Source organism: Tardiphaga sp. P9-11 (assembly GCF_008329525.1).
Taxonomy (GTDB): domain Bacteria; phylum Pseudomonadota; class Alphaproteobacteria; order Rhizobiales; family Xanthobacteraceae; genus Tardiphaga.
Genome location: NZ_NPKQ01000015.1, coordinates 35,835 through 56,991, shown reverse-complemented (window position 1 = coordinate 56,991; position 21,157 = coordinate 35,835). Strand labels below are relative to the sequence as shown.

Below are 21,157 nucleotides of genomic sequence, written 5' to 3'. Positions count from 1 at the left end.
TCTCCTTGAATGCGAACTGTTAGCGGCTTCGGCGCAAAAGCGGGCGGTGCCATTAATGCAACGACGACGGGTTATCATGCAACAAGTTGAGAAAATATGCAACATTGGCCTTGTCAGCGGATTTTTCTTGCTCTATTTTGCAACTATAACCACTTATAACTAAACTGGAATCCCGGAATGCATCACTTCGCCCTTATCCAATCTCTGTGCCGAGTGGCGATGTCGAACCCAAACCCGGCGCTGACCAAGCAGGTCGAGCGCCTGCGCGACGCCATGAAAGAGGCCGGCGAGGTTAAGGAAGCCGCGGCGCTTTCAGCCATCCTGACTAGCGCGGAACGGGCAGAGGATATGACGCCCAGCAAGCTCACCCGCTCCCTTGTGATGACCGGCGGCGAGACGTTAACCCGCAACACAGTCGTCCCTGTTGACCGCGAAACGTCGACCCCCCTGGCGCAGGTCATCTTCCAGCAGCAGATCCCCGACGGCGCGCCGATTTTCAGCGGCGACGTCAGTGGCGCGATCAAGTCTTTGCTCGAGGAATGGTCTCACCTGGAAGCATTCGATGCGGCCGGTATCAAGCCCAGCAAGACCTGCCTGATCTACGGCGCACCTGGCACCGGTAAGACGCGTCTTGCGATGTGGATGGCCAAACAGCTCGACCTTCCCGTGGTGGTCGCTAGGCTCGACAGCCTGGTGTCATCGTTCCTCGGGACGTCGTCGCGCAACATCGGCTCTCTGTTCAACTTCGTAAACCGCTTTCGCTGCGTGCTGCTGCTCGATGAGTTCGATGCTCTAGCCAAACTCAGGGACGATCCTCAGGAAGTCGGTGAGATCAAACGCATCGTCAACGCGCTGTTGCAGAACCTGGATGCGCGCGAGCCACTTGGTTTCACGATCGGTATTACCAACCATCCACAGCTACTCGACCCAGCGGTCTGGCGACGCTTCGAAGTGCAGCTGCAGATCCCCAATCCTGATACACAGCTTCGCCTCGATATGGCCCGTCACTTCATGAGGCCGACTGAGGCGCCGGATTCGCACCTCAAGCTATTCGCCTGGTTCACCGAGGGCGCTACAGGCGCCGAACTTGAAGCCGTTGTGCGCAGCTACAAGAAACTGAGAGCGGTGAGGGGCGACAAACCATATGAGCTGCTCGAGCTGTTCAGGCAGTTCGCAACGCTCAACAGCGGCCGCCTTACGGCCGACCGTCGGCATCTGCTCAAGGATCCCGCGGACCTGCTTGAGACGCTACATCGAGACACCGAACTGTCATTCTCCTTGGCGGAGCTGGGAGAGATCATTGGTAAAGACAAGTCCACCGTGAGCCGGATGCTGAGTCCACGTAACAAGTTGGTGAGAAGCCATGGCTAGTCCTGTCCAGATCGTTCTCAACCCCAATAATTTCTCGGAAGACCGCGATAAACCGGGCGGCGGCGGTCCTAAGACCGATTTCTTCCTAGATGATGACATCGGCTTCGTCGCGCATCGCCAAAACGTCCTGCAGCAACTCGCAGACGTCACGGCGAGTCTACAGCGTCAGGCGCCGGCGTTTGGCCCGGTCGGCTTTGTGAAGGTTATCCTTCGACGCAAGGCCTGGGCGAAGAGCCATCGTCCGTTGCACGCGCTATTTTCCGAGCGCCGCACGCGCCTGGTCGGCAACCTTGATCTGGGCGAGCTCATAGTGGAGGCCACCCCGCAGGCCCTTGCCGAGATCGCCGGCGAAGTCGGGAGGGCTGAAGATCACACTCAGAAGCGCTTCAATGAGCGCACCAGGAAAATCGAAGCGGTACCAACACCGCGCCGCAGTGAGACCGGTGCGATCGAACGTCTTGAACTCTACGGGGCAGGGGACCGCCGTCAGTTCGATCTCGACCAAGCGGTTGTGTGGTTGTCCAATCCCAAGACCGGCGGTCAGTATGAGGTCGAGCTGTTCGAGATCCCGCCAGTGCCGGCGAACTACGATATTGCCGGCTTCCGGCGCCAGCTCTTCGAATCCTTTACGGCCGGACTGCAGCAGATCGGCACGGGCCTTGATGTCCACGCGCTGCCCCGCCGTACGGGTGGCGAGCAGCCGACCTATGCCGTCCGCCTCGAGCAATCAGCGCAGCCGCCAATCGTGCGCATGTTACCGTCGGTCGGCGAGCGCGGGCGTGATATTGCGCCATTTGATCCGAACCGCGATCGTCATGCGCGTCTTGTCAAATTTCTGGAATCCCACCCGCTGGTCAAAAAAATTGAACTGCCCGGCATCGTTATCCGTAGCGACGGCGTTGTCCGTACGCGACCGCAGACAGCAACGATCCAGCAGCGCGATCGCGCAAAGGCTTGGCCCCGTGTTGGTGTGATCGATGGCGGCATCAGCGACGCGGCGCTTGGCGATTGGGTGGTTGGTCGATGGGACCCGCTTGCCGCGCAGGACATGGATCCGGGTCACGGCACCTTCATCGGCGGCATTCTTGTGGCAGGCAGTGCGCTGAACGGACCGCAGACCAGCACCGATGCCGACGGTGTCGAACTCTACGATATCGCGGTTTACCCGAATTCTGACACCGCGTTCGCGACGTACTATCGCGATCTGACCGGCTTCCTTGATGAGGTCGAGAACGCTGTCGCCGAAGCCAAGGCCCAGCACGGCGTGCGGGTCTTCAATTTCAGCATGAACGTCCAGGTGTTGGTGTCCGCGGGTCACTACAGCAAGGTCGCGTCCAGGCTCGATCATATCGCTGACACACATGACGTCCTGATCTTCATCTCAGCTGGTAACCTGAATCCAAATGCGGGTCGCCCGGAATGGCCGGCTACACCGGATTTGGCGCTGCAGCTGATGGCAGCCTCACAAAACGATGGAATCCAGGTGCCGGCCGAGAGCGCGCGCAACATTGCGGTTGGCGCTTTGAACCCTGCGGGTCTTGGAGCGCACAGCGTTGACCACGCGCCGGCGCGGTACTCGCGTCGCGGGCCTGGCCTGCGTGCGTTGGTCAAGCCCGACTTTGCTTTCGTCGGCGGTTCTGGCAGTCCAACCTTGCCGGCCGGGCATGGGTTGTATTCAGTGGCACCGAACGGCTCTCTCGCTGACGCCTGCGGCACAAGCTACGCCGCGCCGTTTGTCGCCAAGCAGGCAGCCATTCTCGATGCAGAGATTGAAGGCGACGTTTCGCGGGAGACCCTGATCGCACTGTTGGCGCATCATGCGCAAACACCGCTCCCGCTGAGCGATAAGATGCTCAATGTGATTGCACGACAACTGTGCGGACACGGCATGACCGCACCGGTCGCCAGCGTGCTGGAAGGTGGCGACCATCAGATCACGCTGGTGTTCGCGACACGCTTGGAGAAAGACCGACAGATGAATTTTCGGTTCTCCTGGCCGTCGTGCCTGGTTGGCGCGGGAGATGCGTGCCGCGGCTCTGCCCGGCTAACGCTGGTCTCAAGCCCGCCACTGGACCAGCGCTTCGGCGCCGAGTTTACGCGGATCAATGTTGAGGCCGCGCTACAGCAGGAACAGATATCGAGGGACGGGGAGGTAAGCTGGAAGGGACAGCTCAAGCCGCTTTACCTGCCGCCCAGCGGGACAGAACATCCTTACGAAGCCGAGCGCGTGGAACACGGCATGAAGTGGAGCCCCGTGAAGACCAGCGGCACTACCATGCCAAAAGGACGAGGCGTCTCGACCAACTGGCGCCTCGTCGTAAGTTACCTGTCACGCACTGACAACGACGAGATGCCTGAGGAAGGCGTGCCGTTTACAGGTATCCTGACGATTTCGGATCCGAAAAAGGAGCAGCCTGTATTCCAAGTGATGCGCCAGCAGCTTCTGCAGAGCGTCCAGATTGCTGACATCCGAACAGCAGCCCGGGTCGTCTCGCGCGTTTAAGTTGATCAAGTCGTGTGATCAGGCGGGGACTAGCCGCAGGAGAGCACGGATCCCTCCGACAGCACTTTGCGAGGTCCGGATGGCCGGCATATTCGACGTCTTCTAGCGTCGATACCGTACCCTTCTAGACGAAAGGCGAACCACGCGACATCTGAAAAGCATCGATGGGTGGGTCACGGGAGACACTCCGCGGGAGAGACTGAAGCCCGTCCATCATAATGCCGCGGAACAGTCAGCTTCTGCTACGGACCCGCTCAGTAGATTGTCACTCTCAGGCGCCTGCCAAAGTGTGCGCCGGACAGAGCCGCGGAGGTTGGTAACATTTCGGCGCATGACGGCGGCCTCTCCCGGAATCCGCCTTCCTTCATTCACGCGGGGGCAGGCGCGTCTGTTCATCATCCGCTTCGACTCGAAACTCGGGCGAGGCCGTTTCGTCATAGCCGCTCCGGCTGCTGTAGAACATCAGCGCCATTAACCCGCATCCAATGATCAGAGAGAGGCTGGTCCCCAATCCAAGTGCTATCCAGCCGTGTACGGACATTTCGACGTCCGTCGAAGTCCACGCCAAGGACGCCCAAATAATCGCGAACAATAGCATCGCAAACAGGGCCATAAGGAGGAGAGCTTGACCCAGATTGAAGTTCTTCATGGGGATAGCCACTTACTTAGAGAGTTCAGGGAACAGATGAGAGCCCACGTATGGCCCTAAAGCAGCGTTCGTACGCGTGCACAGGCAAAGCTCCTGCGCCTCATTCCTTCTAAGAATCTGCTCGACCCTCACGCTGAGCATAGCGTTCATTCCTGCAAAGCGCCTCATCCGCGGCCGGGTCAACCTGGCAGCGGTGACCACGTCGTGATGTCGCCGGTCATGAGCGGATTCCACTTTGAAGAGGAATATCAATTATGAAAACAACGCCGCGATTGTGATTGGTATCTACTGATATTCGACCGCCCTGGCGCGCAATGATTGTCGCACAGATCGAAAGCCCTAAACCCATACCACCAACCTTCGTGGTACTAAACGGCATGAACAGTCTGCCACGGACGGTTGGATCAATGCCTGGTCCTGTGTCCGACACCTTAATTGTAGCGAACCCAGCATCAATATACGACGTGACCTGAACATGTCTCTGACCGTCGTACGGGTCTGACATCGCTTGGATCGCATTCATAACAAGATTAATAATAACCTGTTGGAGTTGAGTACGTTCGACGAGCACACTCGGCTGCGGATCAGCCAAGTCCAGCGAGAGCTCGACACCTGCTGCCGATAGCTCTCCATCAAGTATGGGAAGACTCTCCCTTATGAGGTCGTTCAGACCGAGCATCACCTTCGTCGGCGGCTCATTACGGGCGAGCGACTGTATTCCATTGATGATGTCTGCGGCACGCTTCGCGTCAGCGATGAGTTTCTCGAAAGATAGCCCGGCAGCGGCAATTTCTGGTTTGTCACGGCGTAACCATCTCAGGCCCGCTTGCCCATTGGCCAAGATACCGGCGAGCGGCTGGTTCACTTCGTGGGCAATGGACGCCGTGAGGGCGCCCAGGCTGGACAGACGGCTAGCGTTTGCGAGCTCAATCTGCAGGGACCGGAGAGCCGCGTGCGCCCGGTTTAGCTCTGTGATATCCACCATAGAGAGGAAGATCGTATCTTGCGTGTCAGCGCCAACCGGGTGCGCGGTGGAAAATGCAAGTTCTATGGTGCGCCCGTCGATAGTCCGGAGGATCGCTTCACTTTCAAAGCGTGACCGTGTGGTGCAGCTAGCAATCATCGCCTCTGCAAACGTTCGTTCGCTTTCGGCGGGCCATATTCTGTTAAGGGCGGTGAATAGCTCGGCCTTCGTGTTAGCACCGAAAAGCCGAACGCTTGCTTCATTAACATCTACAATCTTTATCAGCCGGATAGCGTCCCGTACCACTTCAGGGTGTTCTTTTAGATGTGTTTTGAGATCCGTCTGGGTATTTGCCAAGGAAGCCGACAATTGCTGTTTTACTCCCGACAAATCGCATTCCCAAATCGACACGCCAGTTGTCTCAAAAATGGTTCGATACCGTACTTCGCTTCGCCGGGTCGCTTCATCGGCCTCTTTGCGAAGCGTAATATCGTTAGAAGTTTCAAGGATAGAGACGGGATGCCCACTATCGTCCCGCATCAGGGACCAACGGCTATCGACGACGATCCGCCTTCCGTCCTTAGAAATGTTTACCAGTTCGCCGTTCCACGTACCGCGGTCGGCGAGCTCCTCAAGCAAAAGATGTCGACCGAGTGGAAAGTGGGTGAGTAGAACATCGTGTGTTATCGATCCCACGACTTCAGTGCTTGACCACCCATAAAGTTGTTCGGCGCCTTTGTTCCAAGAAGTTATCCGTCCGTCTAAATCGTATGTAGATATGCTGTCATGCGTTTGGTCTAGGAGCTGGGCTTGTTCTACAAGCCGCTTTGACGCGGTAGTATTGCGAAGCGTGAGGGCTGTCACAATCAGAATTGCAGTGATGCGAACGACGCAGCGTGGGCCATCACCTTGGTTGATAAAGTTGCTCAGCAGCAAGAAACTTACAGCGAGTGCAGAGGTTCGGATGATCCATTCTCGACGGCCGGAGTTTGCGGCCAAGAGGAGAGGAATAACATAGACGACGCCGATAGGGCGCGGAGTAACCGTGTCGAAGAGGAATACCGATATTGAAATTGCGATAATGAGGGCCGCGAGTATGGGGTCGCTCATCCGGATGCTGCTGGCCGCCACTGCAAGCGAGCGGAGCGTTTCTCTCCACAAGTGGCGGGATCCCCGTGCCAAAACGATAGATCGAGTAGTCACGATCGGACTCCCAAAACGACTGTGATGCGAGCTGCTTGGCATTGGTATTCACGTTTCCGCGTCGGAAGTTTAATCTATTGAGTTGCAGGGTTACCGGGCGGCGGTCAATTATACATTCATATCGTCGCAGGCGTCCTACAGCTAGTGGCCATTTCACGATCGAGTCCGCGGCAAGGGGGCCGCGCTTCCGCCGCCCGTGCCGACGTTCAGTCGTACACCTCCGTATAATGGTTCGCAGCCAAAAAATCGGTCGAATTGCTGTTTGCGACGCTGTGGTCGCCAGCAAGGAATATGTCATGAAACAAGATACGCACACCCCGGCGGGCAATACTTCCCGCCGAAAGATTCTGCTCGCGGCTGGCGGAGCCGCAGTGGCAGTAAGTATTCCGAAAACGTCCCTGGCCGCGAAGAGCGCTAGAGCTGCGCCAAGTCGCACAGTCGGGTCAACGATCTCCGCGAAGGACGGCGCTAAGCTGTTTTACAAAGACTGGGGCAACGGCAGGCCGGTCATTTTCTCACACGGGTGGCCGCTCACGAGCGATGCATGGGACAGTCAAATGCTCTTTTTGTCTTCCAACGGATACCGGGTGATTGCGCACGACCGCCGTGGGCATGGACGCTCGGACCAGCCCTCCGGGGGCAACGACATGAATACTTACGCGGACGATCTGGCAGCGGTCATCGAGTCCCTTGATCTTGATGGAGTAACCCTGGTTGGTCATTCGGCGGGAGGCGGGGAAGTTGCCCGCTATGTCGGCCGCCATGGCGTTGGACGGGTCAGCAAGATTGTATTAATTTCTTCCGTTCCACCTCGCATGCTCAAAGCGGCAGACAATCCAGAAGCCGCCCCGATCGAAGCATTTGATGGCCTTCGGGCGGGACTGAGCGCAGACCGCTCATCGTTTTTCAAAGGACTCGCTATGCCGTTCTTTGGCTTCAATAGGCCAAATGCAAAGGTGCAGCAGGGCATGATTGATGCCTTCTGGGCGCAAGGCATGCAGGGGAGTATCAGGGCTCAGTTCGAGTGCATCAAAGCGTTCTCAGAAACCGATTTCACGGCTGATCTTAAGAAAATGAGCGTGCCCACACTCATCGTTCATGGAGACGACGACCAGATCGTGCCAATAGGTATTTCTTCGACGAAGTCAGCAAAACTCGCCCCTAAGGTGACCTTCAAAGTCTATCAGGGAGCCCCTCACGGGCTTTGCGTAACCATGGCAGACAGGCTTAACGCCGATTTGCTGGCGTTCCTCAAAGGGTAGCCATAAAACCGTCTGGATCTGCGCCGCCGCCATTCGATGGCGGCGGTTATGGTGCCGTTCAGGCCATCAGTCAGCCGGTGCTGTCATCCGTAAGACAGCGTCTGTGTTACCTCACGAGCCCGGGCGGGAGGTGAGCTCTGCAGCAACCCCCGACATCTTCTCGTCCAGAGCTTTTCCGATTTCGGTAAGCGCCGGATTATCGAGCGAACCGAGGAAGGAAGACGGCGCATCGTAAGAGAGGATTCCGCCCTGACCGTCTTCGTATAATTCCACCCTAAATGGGACCAGCATGCCAGCGCGAATGTCCACCTGAAGAATAGTTGTCGCTATTAGGGGGTTGCCAACGAGGTAGATGACTGATGACCGCGGCGTTCCCGCCAACGACGCAATCTCTCCCTGATTGATCTTCGAGAATATCATTAGGCCACGCGGCCCGGCCATTGCGCCTATGCTTATCTTTGCTTCCTGCCAGGACACTTGATCACGTACCAGCGCGTCACCAACGTGCGGCTCCCAACGGCCTAAAGAGGACTCGAAGGCGTCGATGAGCTCAGTAAATGAGAGAGACGTGATTACGTCGATGCGCTCGATTGAGCTGGTTGCCAATGCACGCGATACGCGGTGCGGAAGTCGGTCAGCCATGATCTCTCTATTCATTGTCAGTGCGCGAGCGGTCATGTTGAAGGCTGTGCGGATGGCTTGCGAGGACCGCTCGGCAAGAGGCAGCGTCAGGTATTCACCGTGCAGTGGCCGCGGAAGTTGAGCAACTATACGTAGGTGTCATCAACATCGGGCCGCGAACCAGCTAGGATCACGAGATCAGAAGCCGTCGCCCTAAAGTCAGTAAAACATTGGATAAAACGTTATGCTAGGAATGAGTCTGGGCACGTTCACGTTACTTCATGTGCTGATCAGTCTGGTTGCCATTGGAAGCGGCTTATACACGATAGGCGGAATGATCGTGGGGCGCTCGTGGCCCACGATCACAGTGATTTTCTTGCTAACGACGGCCATCACTAGCCTGAGCGGATATGTATTCCCTGCCAACGGCCTGCTTCCCTCGCACGTCGTCGGCGCAATTTCTCTTGTTTGTCTGACGGTCGCGATTCTTGCGCTATATCCCAAACGGCTGCTGGGCATCTGGAGATCGGTATACGTCGTTTCCGCGGCGCTTTCGCTCTACTTCAACGTCGTTGTCCTCATCATTCAGGGCTTCCTAAAATGGGAGCCGCTCCGCGCTCTCGCGCCGACCCAATCAGAGCCGCCGTTTATTATATTCCAAGGCGCCGGCCTGCTCTTACTTGTGATCGCAACGATTTTAGCGCTCCGTCGGTTTAAGCCGGTTTAAGCAAGCCGCCGCCGGGAGCCATCGAAAATGCCCCACGGTCAAACCGGAACATTCGATGGTGGCTGTGCCTACGGGTAGAGACGGCGTGCCCCCGTAAGCGATGGATTTGCCATCTTGTGCGAAGGGGGCAGTTAACGAGAACGTCGAGTAGAATTCAGGCTGACGTCAGCCAACAACCGCATTTCAATCAGACGCTCGGACGCACGGACTAAGTCTGCCAAAGTCCGGAGATCCATCTTGCGCATCATCGAGCCGCGATGAACCTTGACGGTGATCTCGCTTAAGTTCATAGCAGCAGCCACTTGTTTATTCATTAGGCCACGGACAACAAGAGAGAAGACTTGCTGCTCGCGCAAAGTGAGGGTCGCGAACCGGTCGACCAAGTTCGCTTGATCTCGCTCCCGGCGCACACGCGAAGCGTCTTGTTCGAAAGCATCGGCTATCGCGCTGAGCAGATGCCCATCATCATAAGGCTTCAATAGGAAGTCAATCGCGCCAGCCTTCAGCCCCCTAACCGAGGACTCAATGTCGGCAAAGCCGGTTACCAGAATAACTGGTAGCGCGATGCCGCGCTCGTTCATTTGAAGCTGAAAATCGAGGCCGCTTTCGTCTGGAAAACGAATGTCAAGTATCACGCAGCCGCTGTCGGTCGGACTCCAAGCACGAAGAAACTCCTGAGGTGACGCGTAGGATGCAGACGCCATTCCTTCCGATGCCAAAAGGTTCGCGAGTCCCTCGCGTGCCCCTTCATCGTCATCAATGATGTACACCGCGGGAGCGAGCAGTCCTCGAGGTATTGGCTTGGTAGCGTCGTGTCCTCTCGGGGCAGCTTGGACGGAATCCGCCGATCTTGACATGGCTGAAACACTCTCAACAGCATTGTTCGTCGGACTGACGGAAACCGGGATCGGCAGCACGCACGCTTTGATTAAGCGCACGCTACCGCTGAGAGTCCCCATTACGAAGGGCGTATATCCCTCCTTTCCGGACATTCCGCTGTTTCTGGCATGATAACGCGAACCGACAGGCGAGATACGACTAAGAGTTGCGCGTCCACCCGATCATACTGAGCCTTGGCGTACTGCGTTCGCACTCTTCCTATGAGAGAGCAGACCGAATTGCAGCGATCAACTCTTCATCGTTGAACGGCTTTCCAAGACATGTAATCGCGCCGGCCAGCGTCGCCTGAGCGACGATGTCGTCGTTCAGAACAGCTGTTATGAAGATCACCGGCAAAGTAATTCCGCGTTCATTGAGTACAGCCTTTAGATCCAACCCCGATAAATCGTACATGCGAATATCGCTGACCAAGACGCTGGCACCCGTCGACAAACCTTCGAGGAATGCCTCGCCTGAAGCGAAGAGCTGCGTCTCAAATCCGGCTGCTCGCAAGAGATTGTCTATCGCGTCGCGCAATGGCGCGTCGTCGTCAATGATCGCGATTACAGGCTTCTTGTTCATGCGGCGTACCGATGTAGGCAAACGACGATCCCCGAGAACGACGGGGTCTGATACTATACGGAAGTATCGTTGCGGCTGGCCCGTTCTTATTAAAGATCAGCCAGCTGAGGCTAAGCGACAGCATAACGCTGGTCCTACGATCTGCATTATGTCCGACCGAAGAAGGCGACAGATCAGCGTGCGAGATCAGCGCGGGTCCGGGTTCTTCCTCGTACAAACAGACCCTCCAACGAGGGGTAGGCGGCAGACTCATGGGCACCGCGATGCCAGCCGGAAGCGGCAGCGATAGCCGCCCGACGAATACCGGAGCACTCTCACAACGTCCATTGTTTGCGGTCGGAGCCGTCCTCGTCGGTTCCTTTCTAGCAAACTTTGATACACGGTTGTTTTCAGTCGCGCTGGGAGACCTACGAGGGGCATACTCCCTCGGTTATGACGAAGGCACGTGGCTTAGCACAGCGACGACGGCTTCACAGATTGCTGTCGCGCCCGCAGTTGCGTGGCTTGCAACTGTTTTTGGCCTGCGGCGCGTGCTCGGGTGGCCAAGCATTCTGTATGCCGTTCTTTCTCTCCTGCTGCCGCTGGTGCACGATTTCGACCTTTTGATCACACTTGGTATCCTCCGGGGATTATTGCTGGGAACGTTCGTTCCCGCGGCGCTTCTGATCATATTTCGCAATCTTCCAATGCGGTGGTGGATCCTGGCGCTGGCAATCTACTCCGCAAGGGTAGGGCTGTCGCTCAACACAGTCACGGCCGTGGTTGGCTTTTATGTGGATCGCGTCGGATGGCAATGGATGTTCTGGCAGGACGCGTTGGTCGCGCCATTAATGGCGCTCTGCGCCTTTCTAGGCACTCCCCCGGAACGGATAAACGTAGAGTTACTGGCTAAGGCGGACTGGGGAGGAATTGTCCTTCTCGGGGCTGGCATGGCCATGGTGTACGCCGGCTTGGATCAAGGAAACAGGCTGGACTGGCTTCAATCCGGAACCGTAGTGTCGCTTCTGCTCGGCGGCGCTGCACTTGTCAGCGGGTTTTTCGTCAATGAAGTGCTGGTTGAACATCCTTGGGCGGAGGTCGACGTTATTATGTCACGGAATATCGGCCTCGCGCTGATCGCGATCGTACTTTATGCGCTGACAAGTCTATCGAACGCAGCGCTCGCGCCAAACTTCCTCGCAGTGGTTGGCCAACTCAGGCCGGAACAATCGGGAAGTGTATTCGCGGCCTATACAGCGGTTCCTATGCTCATACTGCTTCCAGCAACAGTCTATCTTATCAAATTCTATGACGCGAGACTGACTGTGCTCTGCGGGTTCTCCGCATTTGCTGCGGCGGGCCTGCTTGGCACTCGGCTGACCCACGCGTGGTCCATCGACGATTTCGTACCGATGCTCCTCTTGCAGTCGATTGGCCAATCGTTTTGCCTGCTGCCATTAATGATGATCGCTCTCGCGAGCTCAAATCTGGCTCGCTCAACGGCATTTGCGGCATACGTTCAGGTAGTGAGGCTGGGAGGCTCCGAGTTTGGAGCGGCATTAATGGCGACATGGCTCAGAGTGCGGGAGCAACAGCACTCAAATAGCCTCGGCCAACACCTTCTAGACGGGGACGCCAATTTGTCCGAGCGAATTGCGAAGCTTGCAAGCAGTTTGGCGAAAGCCGATGCGGCAACCGCGTCTGAACGCGCAGTAAGCGTGATCGCTGCGACGGTAAAGCGCGAAGCGAATACCTTATCGTTTATCGACGGCTTCTGGCTGGCGTTCTTCGCCGCTATAGCTGGCATCGCATGCATTGCGTTCATGTCCAAGCCGCCGCCTGGTCCCTTCACGCCAAAACCCAGGTGATCCTAGCACGCTTGCCTGCACCGCGCTTAGTGCGCCGGGGCTCCGCGACTCGTCACCTTGCGCGTCAGCATCACTGCCGCTGCTGCGAGAGCGAGGACAAAACCGAGCACAGCGAAGGTGTCGCTAAATGCCATAACAAGAGCCTGGTGTTTCACAGCTTTGCCCAGGGCAATTAGAGACTGGGCGCGGGCCGCGCTTGGATCTGGGACGCCGTGGGCGATAAAGTACTCAGTCAACTGACTTACTCGGCTGTGAACTTCCTCGCGACCCAGCGTGACGGATTGGCCTATGATGTTAGAATGGAATTGCTCCCGTTTCGTGATTACGGTCGCCAGGACCGCTGTGCCAATCGCACCGCCGAGATTACGCAGCATGTTGCTAATGCCGGACGCGGCGGCGACATCCTCTGGAGCGATATCTCCGGTCGTCACGGATGTGAGGGGGGTTAATACCATCGCCTGACCTATCGCGCGCACGATATTCGGAATCCACAGCTGGTCACCTGCATAATCGGGCGACATTGCGGTATTCATAAAACAGCTATAGGCGAAGATCATTAGACCTATGACGGCGATGTATCGAGTATCGAAGCGCTTCATTAGCTGCGGAACTAAGGGAATGAGAATCAGCTGTGGAAGGCCTGTCCACGCCATTACTGAGCCAATTTGTTCGGCGTTATAACCCTGCGCTTGGCCAAGATAAGCCGGGAGTATGTAAACGGAGCCGAATAGCGCAAAGCCGAGCAGGGTCATCGCGATGGTGCCGACACCAAAGTTTCGCCCCATCAACAAACGCAGGCGAATCAGCGGCTTTTCGACCGTGAGCTCTATCCACACGAAGGTCGCTAAGCTGATCAAGGCCACTCCGGCCAACCGCAGAATGAATTGCGATGCGAACCAGTCGTCCTTATTGCCTTCTTCAAGGATAGTCTGCAGAGCTGACAGGCCTATCGCCATGGTAACAATGCCGCCCCAGTCGCCCTCCTTCAGAAGACCGAGCCGCATCGGCGTCTTTTCTAACGTGAGCGCCAATGCCGTGACCATGACGATGGTCGGAAGTACGTTTACGAAGAAGATCGTCTGCCAGCCATAGGTCTCGGTAAGATATCCTCCGATGGTCGGTCCGATTGCTGGAGCAAATGTCACAGACAGTGCGAAGATCGCGAGCCCGATGGGCTGCTGCGCTTTGGGCAACTTAGTCAATACCAGCGTGAACGCCATCGGGATGAGTACGCCGCCGGCGAAACCCTGGAGACCGCGCATCGCAATCATGGACGCCAAATCATGCGTAAAGGCGCACGCAACCGAGAAGATTGCAAACGCTACTGCGCTGGCTAGCATATAGAGTCGGAAGGAAAAAACGCGACTGAGGTAGTCGGTGAGAGGAATTACGATGATCTCACCGATCAGATACGAGGTGGATATCCACGAACCGTTATCGACGCCAGTGCCAATTCCGCCTTCGATGTTAAGAAGTGACGCGTTGGTAATCTGTATGTTCAGGATTGCCATGAATGAGCCTATCATGGCCGCAAGCACGGATATCCACGTGGACATACTGGCCCGGTCAAATCGACCACTTGCAGTATTTTGGGAGCTGTCGCCGGAGGCGACTCCTAAGTTCGTCGCGGCGAAACGTCCTTGGCTAGACATGGCACGTCACTCCCTGAGCCTCGTTGCTTGAGCTTGTTTAGCGTGACGGAATGGTAGGGAATGCGGTATGGGTCTCGATTGTGGGGATCACGGACATGCCCGGACGCAGCTGGATAAGCGAACTATTGCCGTCGTCCAATGTGATTTTTACCGGTATCCGCTGAACGACTTTCGTGAAGTTGCCCGTGGCATTATCCGGCGGGAGCAGTGCGAACTCCTGGCCGCTTGCAGGCGCAATGCTGTCAACATGACCATGCACAGTCTGGCCAGGAAACATGTCTACCTCGAGGGAGACTGTCTGCCCCTTTCGGACCTCTGTGAGCTGCGTTTCCTTGTAGTTTGCTACGACATAAGCTCCGTGTAGCGGGACCACGGACATTAGTTGCGTCCCGGCCTGAACATATTGGCCGGATCGCAGCGATCTATTGCCGACCGTGCCATCGACAGGCGCAACAATGGACGTGTAGCTTAGATTGAGCAGCGCCTGTTCGTGCGAAGCTACTGCGCGCGCGTGGGTGGCATTGGCCTGCGCTATTTCGGCTCTGAGCAGGTCTACCTGCTTTTCGGCTGAAACGAGGTTGGCGGCGTCCCGTGCCATGACGGCTTGTGCGCTCGCGATGCGTGACTGAGCCTGCTGGGCATTCTGCAGGCTACCAGACCCAGTCGTGGCGAGATCGCTGTACCGCTTGCTGTCCTGCGCCGCGAAGGTCAGCGTTGCCCGATCTACGTCGAGCGTCGCTTGAGCCGCGTTGATCACCGCTTCCTGAACGTCAAGCTGCGCTTGCTTGGCAGCGATCGCCGCCCGCGCACCCACCATATCGGCAGCTGCTTGGTCCACAGCGACCTTAAAGTCGCGATCGTCGATCCGGGCCAGCAATTGACCAAGTTTTACGTGTTCGTTATCGCCGACAAACACCTCACTCAGGTAACCTGAGACCTTGGGGGACACCGTCGTGTTGTCCGATTTCACGTATGCATCGTCTGTCGAAATTAAAAAACGTCCAGTGGTCCAGTAATCCCAGCCATAAAGCGAAATTCCCCCGACCACAGCGAGCGCCGCACCCGCCAGCATAATCCTGCGGATAGTGCCCTGACGCTGCTCAGTTCCTTTTCCTGCTGCGGCTTCTGCCGCACCAGTGCCCGGGAGGGCGCCCCGCGTGGTCGCCGGAGAAAGCGGACTCCCCACGGGGAGAGAGGGGGATTGGATATTCATTATACGCTCCTGTTGACGCTCGCTCTCATAAGGGCCGAGAGGCGATTTAGGAAACTTGATATTTTCCAAATTAGGCCCCATACTCAAACTGTCAATGGAATGACAGGCATCATCTAAAGGCATGGCTCCGATGGACCCCTCCCAAGATCGTCGCGACCGAGGGCGACCGCAGCTTCGGCCGGATGAAGAGACGCGCGCACTTATCTTCGAAGCTGCCCGGCACGTTTTTGCTGAGGCCGGGTTCGCGGCCGCCAGCATGGGAATGGTGGCGCGGCGCGCTGGCGTTTCAACGAAGACCCTTTATCGGCTGGTTCCGAGCAAAGCTGCACTGTTTGAAGGTACCGTATCAGATCGGTTGGATCGCCTTCTGTTTGACGTCCAGCTGAGGGTCGCCGAACACAACGACATCGAAGACGCGTTGCATGCCGTCCTCATGACGTGTGGGGGCCTAGCATTGGATCCAGAGGTCGTGGCCATGCAACGCATGGTGCTCCAAGAAGCCGGTCAATTTTCAGATATCGCGGGCGCGTTTTACCGTAACGGCATGCAACGCACGGCAGCGGCGCTGTCCGGTTGGCTGCAAATTCAGCAGGATCGCGGTTTAGTTGAAGTCGAAAGTGCCGACGAGGCCGCTGGCATGCTTATGGGCATGTTAGTGTCAGCGCCACAACGCGCAGCGATCTTCGGCGGAGAGCCACTGCCTTCCCGCAAAACGTTCGACAAACGGGCCCGCACTTGCGCCGCTCTCTTTCTCCGCGGGTGCGCAAGGGATGCCCACGCCGGACCCTAGTTCGTCGAGACTACCATCGGCGATGTCCTCGGGCTACAAGCCATAGTTCAAAGAGATCGAAGCGCGGGCCTCGGCCAGAATACGGTTCGATAATTGCCGATCGCCCTTTGTAGCCCGAGCTAGCACCAGGCTGCCAACCATCACCGAGAGAATCGCGGCAGCATGTCGTCTTTTGATGTTAGTGCTACCCTCGAATGGCAACGCTTTTGCAATCCGTTCTGTGAACGCAAAAACTCCGGCGCTAAATTGCTTCCGGATGCTTGGACTTTGTCCGCTTATATGTGCCGCCAATGACGCGATAGGGCATCCTCGTCCGGGATTGTCTCGATGAGACACCGATAGGTATAGATCGACGTACTTGGACAATGAGGGAGTTTTGTCCCATTGCTTGGCACGAGCCTCGAAAGCTGTCCGACACGCCTCAACACAAAGGGCGTCCTTTGAAGCGAAATGACCGTAAAACGCCCCCTGTGTAAGGCCGGCTTCGCTCATTATCTCGGCCACGCCCACGCCATCGAAACCCCGCTCACGAATCATCCTGGATCCGGCTGAGATGATAGCTTCATGGTGTTGAGCAGCTTTTTCCTTACTAACCTTCAATTTATTTCCCACGGTCATACGAAGGGGCGGCGAGGGGCTAAACATTACGCCCGACATCAATAGCAGCCTCTATAACAGCGTGCAATCCGATCCCAACGCACTATCCGCGGCACGGGACCTCCGTAAGCGCATCCGCGGTTTAGACGCCTGTAGCGGACCGAGAAACGGTCGCCATTACAGATCTTCATTAATCCTCTGCGTCGCGATCTTGCTCCGCTTCTTCAACAGTTCCAACTTGAGCTTTACGTCTCGCCATGCGGACGCGTCAAAGTCCGAGAACATAAACTCATGAAGTGCGTCCCAACGCTCGGACATCTCCGTCAGCTTCTTGCGTGCTTCATCCGATAACGACATCAGGACGACACGGGCATCGGTCGGCGAACCTACGCGTCGCAGGAAACCCATTCGCTCGAGAATCTTAGTGTTTTTGGTCACGAAGGTAGGCACAGCGTGCACCTTTCCAGAGACCTCGACGACCGATACGCCTGCCCCTTGATCTAGCTCTGAGATTGCCATGAGAATGAGCCACTGCGGGCCGCTGATCCCGAATAATCTCGCCCAGCATCGGCGCATCTCTTCGAGATGATTGCTGATCGAGACCAAGTCCCAAACGATCTGCTGGCACACTGCATAGCTATTCTGGCTGCCTGCTCTTGATCGCGGGGTGCTTGCTAGAGGGGCTCCGGATTTTGCCGCGTTCTTCATGTCTCTCTTACTCGCTGCAGGCATTGAAGATCCTTTTATCGAACAAAATTCCGAGCTGATGCGAGGAAATCTCTGACTTCATTCCAGACGCACTGTGGTCCCCAGTCCCGCAGCATATTGGAAAGCCTACATTATTTGAGCATCAACGTCATGATGACGACGCCGTAATCGAAAGCTGCTCAGGCGCCGTGTTGCCAAGATATCACATATTCGCAAATCCCAATACTGAACTTAGTTCGCTTCTTTTATTCGCGATCTGAGTGCTGTATTCGAGAATTGCGGCTGGGGCTTTCCAAGTCGCCTCGCCTGGCCGGCCGGCTGTTCATTGTGCCGGTCAGACGAACTCACAGCGGTCCATCGGGCGCTCATCCCGTTGGTGACCAATAGGCAACAGAGCTTGGAGATATCGGAATGAAGAACGTGAAACGCGCGTTGCTTTTGGGAGCAACGACCCTCGCGCTCGCCCACTCGGCGCAGGCGGCCGACTTGCCCGTGAAAGCAAAGGCAGTTGAGTACGTTAAAGTGTGCTCGCTCTATGGGGCTGGCTTTTACTACATCCCAGGGACCGACACATGCGTGAAGATCGGCGGCCAGATCCGCGTAGCGACTTCATTCAATGCCGGCACCTACAATCTTCCTTATTATCAGTCAGGGGCCGGCTCCTCCGAACTGAACACGAAAAACTATTTTCAGACACGTGAACGCTTCGGGCTCAACGTTGATACCCGCACGGCTACCGAATACGGCGTTGTCCGGACGTTTTCGGCCGTGTTGTTCGACTTCGCCCAGGGTCGTGAGAACATCTCAGGCGGCTTCGCCGAGGTGGACTATGCGTTCCTGCAGTTTGCAGGCTTCACGTTCGGTAAAGCGGTATCCCAGTTTGATTCCCAGTGGGTCCTTAGCAAGCCCTTGATTGGGACAACCGGGTTCCTTTCTGGCTCCTTTGACGCGACCGGCATCGCGCAGGCAGCTTATACGAAAGAGTTCGGTAACGGCGTATCAGCAACCGTCGCTCTGGAAGACGGCACTCCGTATCGCAATGCTGGCGTGTACAACACCGCGAATTTCTTAATTGCGCCCGGACAATCAACATACCTCGGCACCACGTTCGCCGGTGTCAATGGCACAAATACGTTCCTTGGAAACTCCTCCGGAGGCGACCACATTCCCGAAATCGTCGGCAATGTTCGTTGGGACCAAGCCTGGGGCTCGCTGCATTTCTCTGCGGCCGGTCACAATATTCAGACTGGCTATTACGGCTCCAACGAAACTACCGGGCATCCGGATGACACTTGGGGCTACGCCGTCAGTGGCGCATTTGAGCTCAAGACCCTGCCGACAGGCGCGGGTGACTCTCTCAAAGTTGAAGGCAGCTTCGCAAATGGCGCAGCCAAGTACATCTTTGGCGGCACCTATGACACCGCGGGCGGCGGCCGTTTCGCTAAGTTCAGCGGACAGAGCCTCGCATTCGGCTACGTTCTCGACGGCGTCTTTTCTCCGGGCGGACAGATCCAGAAGTCCGACGCGTGGAATGTCAGCGCCTATTTCGAACATTACTGGAATCCGAACTGGCGCACTTCGCTCTTTGGCTCGTATAGCCACGTCAAGTATAATTCGGATGCGAATGCCGCTCTGTTTGCCGCGTTTGGCGCTGGTGGGCGTCTCGGCGTAAACGGCAACGGCAGCTCGGGCGTCAACGCAGGTGTGCTCAACGCTACTGGCGACTTTAGCTTTGGCGTCGCGCAGATCGGAACCCGCACCGCTTGGACTCCCGTTAAGGATCTCACCCTCGCCGCCGAGTTCATGTACACCCGCCTCGATCAGAACCTGAACGGCACATATACAGGCGCAGTCGCAGGCAAGGCCGGTACTGCTGGCACTCCCGCCAGCTACCAAACCTACCAGTTGACCGACCAGAATATCTACTCTGGATCGATTCAGATCCTTCGCAGCTTCTGAGGCCAAGAGCAAAGGAGACCATCGTTCGTTAGACCTCCAAGAGCCTCCGGCGGTGCCCCGCCGGAGGCTTCTCTCATCTACCAGGCCCCACGCCGACCGCGCACTCTCCCGCTACTTTTTCAAGCAGCCTCGCAGAAACAACGATGCGCATTGCCTCGCTCGCAGCATGGAATCGTCGTTAGCGATCTCTGCTTGCAGGCCACCAGCGGCCACGAGCCTCAGCTCGGCTGTCATCATCCCGACGAGCATCCATGCGGCCGATTTCGGATCCTCCAGCGCGATTAAGTCGCTGCGCCTTAAATGAGACAGCCACAGGTCCAGGGCGATTGGCAGTCGGTCGATAGATTCCTCATAGAATCCGCTCGCCACCTCCGGATACTGTTCCTGCTCGGCCACCGCTCGCGCACCAATGTTCCGCAAATCACTGTCGTAGGCGAGGCGACCACACTCAAAGAGCATTATCTCCAGCGTCGCCTGGATGTCTCTTCCGCCCACAGCGATCGCTGCCGCGTCGAGAAATCGCTCAAGCTTGACGGAGACCGACCGACGGAAGAGGGCGAGGGGGGACGGGGTGAGTGCAAGTGCTTCGTTGAGCGGCACACCAGCTCGCATGCCGACCGATTCGACAGAAAGGCCGCGGAAACCATTCTCGATGTACACTCTACGCGCCGTCGCCAGCAGTATCGTGAGCGTGTTTTGCATCGCTTTCGCTTTCTTAGACGTAGATCTGGTTTGTCCGCGGGCATTGTTACTCACGCAACAGCCTCCTCCAATACGTTGCGCCGCTACTGCGCCCACCATGCCGTCCGCCGGCAGACAATTAAGTAATGTCGCCGGGCATGTCGATGGCAAGAGCTACGCATCGCCGCGATGTTTCGCAAGGCCATCGCACTCATGCACCCCACCCCGTAATCATTATTACCGTACTGATTATTGCGTTTTTTGTGTCATTATAGGTGGGTATCGTTTATAACACGGATAACAGCGAAGGATTTCCTCATGACGCGATCGCCGGGTTGGTGTCAGCAACGACTGCTCGCGTGTAACAGGGGTTGACATTGACTAAGATCGATATCGCCGCCCGGGTCGAGGCTCGCGTAGTACGCCAGTTCAGCTGGGATATTGCTACGATACAAGCGCACTTGGATCAGATCCGACAGCATTGGGCATCGCTCGTGGGCGTCAGTGTGCCGCAGTGGATGATACTCGCTGCTTTACACGACACCGATGTTGGCGGCGGCGTACCGGTGAAGGACGTCTCATCAAAGATGTTTGTGGACCCATCCTTCATCACGACGCAGTCGAAAATACTTGAGGGCAGGGGGCTTGTTCTGCGAAAGCAGTCAGCGTCGGATGGGCGGATCATTCTTATGTCACTGACAGAGCTCGCTCGGACGCAATTCGTCCGCCTGGCCGACAGCCGCGAAGCCGTGCAGGCGGTGTTGTTTGCCGACTTTGACAGCCATACTCTTGAGGGCTTCATGCACCTAGTCGGTGACGTGAAATCAAAATGTGAGCGGGCCTCCCGATTGGTCGCTGTGAGTGACATCGTAGGCCTTTCCATTTCAAAGCCGTAGATTCATGCGCGAGGGGCCTGGAACGAGGCTAGCGGAACGCCAATGGCCTGCGA

At 56.8% G+C, this 21,157-nt stretch carries 19 protein-coding genes; 9 read left to right on the top strand and 10 right to left on the bottom strand.

Translation table 11 applies throughout. The features are described from left to right. The first annotated feature begins 177 nt into the window (after positions 1-177). Both CIW50_RS27815 and CIW50_RS27810 read left to right on the top strand, forming a co-directional pair. Positions 178-1,371: an AAA family ATPase gene (locus CIW50_RS27815; RefSeq protein WP_149534397.1), complete on the top strand. Its 1,194-nt coding sequence runs from the start codon at positions 178-180 to the stop codon at positions 1,369-1,371. Next, on the top strand, positions 1,364-3,874 hold the full coding sequence (locus CIW50_RS27810; RefSeq protein WP_149534396.1) for a S8 family peptidase: 2,511 nt from the start codon (positions 1,364-1,366) through the stop codon (positions 3,872-3,874). The genes CIW50_RS27815 and CIW50_RS27810 overlap by 8 nt, the downstream gene beginning before the upstream one ends. A 364-nt stretch (positions 3,875-4,238) precedes the next feature. Here CIW50_RS27810 and CIW50_RS27805 read toward each other — a convergent pair whose 3' ends face one another. Both CIW50_RS27805 and CIW50_RS27800 read right to left on the bottom strand, forming a co-directional pair. After that, positions 4,239-4,523 (bottom strand): hypothetical protein, encoded by a 285-nt coding sequence (locus CIW50_RS27805; RefSeq protein ID WP_149534395.1) that lies wholly within the window; start codon positions 4,521-4,523, stop codon positions 4,239-4,241. 217 nt (positions 4,524-4,740) lie between these two features. Beyond that, a complete protein-coding gene (locus tag CIW50_RS27800) occupies positions 4,741-6,597 on the bottom strand; it encodes a PAS domain-containing sensor histidine kinase (RefSeq protein WP_172980493.1) in 1,857 nt (618 codons plus the stop codon). A gap of 389 nt (positions 6,598-6,986) precedes the next feature. Between CIW50_RS27800 and CIW50_RS27795 the strand changes: the two genes are divergently transcribed. Next, positions 6,987-7,952 (top strand): alpha/beta fold hydrolase, encoded by a 966-nt coding sequence (locus CIW50_RS27795; protein ID WP_149534393.1) that lies wholly within the window; start codon positions 6,987-6,989, stop codon positions 7,950-7,952. A gap of 111 nt (positions 7,953-8,063) precedes the next feature. On the opposite strand, the gene CIW50_RS27790 is transcribed toward CIW50_RS27795, so the two are convergent. Further along, a complete protein-coding gene (locus tag CIW50_RS27790; RefSeq protein WP_149534392.1) occupies positions 8,064-8,594 on the bottom strand; it encodes a DUF302 domain-containing protein in 531 nt (176 codons plus the stop codon). Between the two features lie 232 nt (positions 8,595-8,826). Here CIW50_RS27790 and CIW50_RS27785 point away from each other — a divergent pair, with 232 nt between their 5' ends. Beyond that, entirely contained in the window at positions 8,827-9,300 is a 474-nt protein-coding gene (locus CIW50_RS27785) for a hypothetical protein (protein ID WP_246664494.1), read from the top strand. A 131-nt stretch (positions 9,301-9,431) separates the two neighbouring features. Here the strand turns inward: CIW50_RS27785 and CIW50_RS27780 are convergent, their stop codons facing one another. Next, positions 9,432-10,070 (bottom strand): response regulator transcription factor, encoded by a 639-nt coding sequence (locus tag CIW50_RS27780; RefSeq protein ID WP_246664493.1) that lies wholly within the window; start codon positions 10,068-10,070, stop codon positions 9,432-9,434. An 85-nt stretch (positions 10,071-10,155) separates the two neighbouring features. Between CIW50_RS27780 and CIW50_RS29260 the strand changes: the two genes are divergently transcribed. Continuing rightward, positions 10,156-10,311, top strand: a complete 156-nt coding sequence (locus CIW50_RS29260) for a hypothetical protein (RefSeq protein WP_172980488.1) — start codon at positions 10,156-10,158, stop codon at positions 10,309-10,311. Between the two features lie 87 nt (positions 10,312-10,398). Here the strand turns inward: CIW50_RS29260 and CIW50_RS27775 are convergent, their stop codons facing one another. Then, complete coding sequence (locus CIW50_RS27775; RefSeq protein ID WP_149534390.1) at positions 10,399-10,761, bottom strand: response regulator transcription factor; 363 nt, start codon at positions 10,759-10,761, stop codon at positions 10,399-10,401. Positions 10,762-11,012: 251 nt separating this feature from the next. On the opposite strand from CIW50_RS27775, the gene CIW50_RS27770 reads away from it, so the two are divergent. Beyond that, positions 11,013-12,608: an MFS transporter gene (locus CIW50_RS27770; protein WP_246664492.1), complete on the top strand. Its 1,596-nt coding sequence runs from the start codon at positions 11,013-11,015 to the stop codon at positions 12,606-12,608. Between the two features lie 26 nt (positions 12,609-12,634). On the opposite strand, the gene CIW50_RS27765 is transcribed toward CIW50_RS27770, so the two are convergent. Both CIW50_RS27765 and CIW50_RS27760 read right to left on the bottom strand, forming a co-directional pair. Beyond that, complete coding sequence (locus CIW50_RS27765) at positions 12,635-14,164, bottom strand: DHA2 family efflux MFS transporter permease subunit (RefSeq protein ID WP_172980495.1); 1,530 nt, start codon at positions 14,162-14,164, stop codon at positions 12,635-12,637. 133 nt (positions 14,165-14,297) lie between these two features. Then, a complete protein-coding gene (locus CIW50_RS27760) occupies positions 14,298-15,473 on the bottom strand; it encodes an HlyD family secretion protein (RefSeq protein WP_246664491.1) in 1,176 nt (391 codons plus the stop codon). Between the two features lie 130 nt (positions 15,474-15,603). Here CIW50_RS27760 and CIW50_RS27755 point away from each other — a divergent pair, with 130 nt between their 5' ends. Continuing rightward, positions 15,604-16,263: a TetR/AcrR family transcriptional regulator gene (locus CIW50_RS27755; RefSeq protein ID WP_349636762.1), complete on the top strand. Its 660-nt coding sequence runs from the start codon at positions 15,604-15,606 to the stop codon at positions 16,261-16,263. A gap of 33 nt (positions 16,264-16,296) precedes the next feature. Here CIW50_RS27755 and CIW50_RS27750 read toward each other — a convergent pair whose 3' ends face one another. Then, entirely contained in the window at positions 16,297-16,863 is a 567-nt protein-coding gene (locus CIW50_RS27750; RefSeq protein WP_149534387.1) for a TetR/AcrR family transcriptional regulator, read from the bottom strand. Positions 16,864-17,037: 174 nt separating this feature from the next. Beyond that, positions 17,038-17,568 (bottom strand): MarR family winged helix-turn-helix transcriptional regulator, encoded by a 531-nt coding sequence (locus CIW50_RS27745; RefSeq protein ID WP_172980492.1) that lies wholly within the window; start codon positions 17,566-17,568, stop codon positions 17,038-17,040. A 411-nt stretch (positions 17,569-17,979) separates the two neighbouring features. On the opposite strand from CIW50_RS27745, the gene CIW50_RS27740 reads away from it, so the two are divergent. Continuing rightward, positions 17,980-19,527, top strand: a complete 1,548-nt coding sequence (locus CIW50_RS27740; protein ID WP_149534385.1) for a porin — start codon at positions 17,980-17,982, stop codon at positions 19,525-19,527. A 111-nt stretch (positions 19,528-19,638) separates the two neighbouring features. Here the strand turns inward: CIW50_RS27740 and CIW50_RS27735 are convergent, their stop codons facing one another. Further along, positions 19,639-20,229, bottom strand: coding sequence for a TetR/AcrR family transcriptional regulator C-terminal domain-containing protein (locus CIW50_RS27735; RefSeq protein WP_149534384.1), 591 nt, complete (start codon positions 20,227-20,229; stop codon positions 19,639-19,641). A gap of 356 nt (positions 20,230-20,585) precedes the next feature. Between CIW50_RS27735 and CIW50_RS27725 the strand changes: the two genes are divergently transcribed. After that, on the top strand, positions 20,586-21,104 hold the full coding sequence (locus tag CIW50_RS27725) for a MarR family winged helix-turn-helix transcriptional regulator (RefSeq protein ID WP_149534382.1): 519 nt from the start codon (positions 20,586-20,588) through the stop codon (positions 21,102-21,104). Positions 21,105-21,157: the final 53 nt, after the last annotated feature.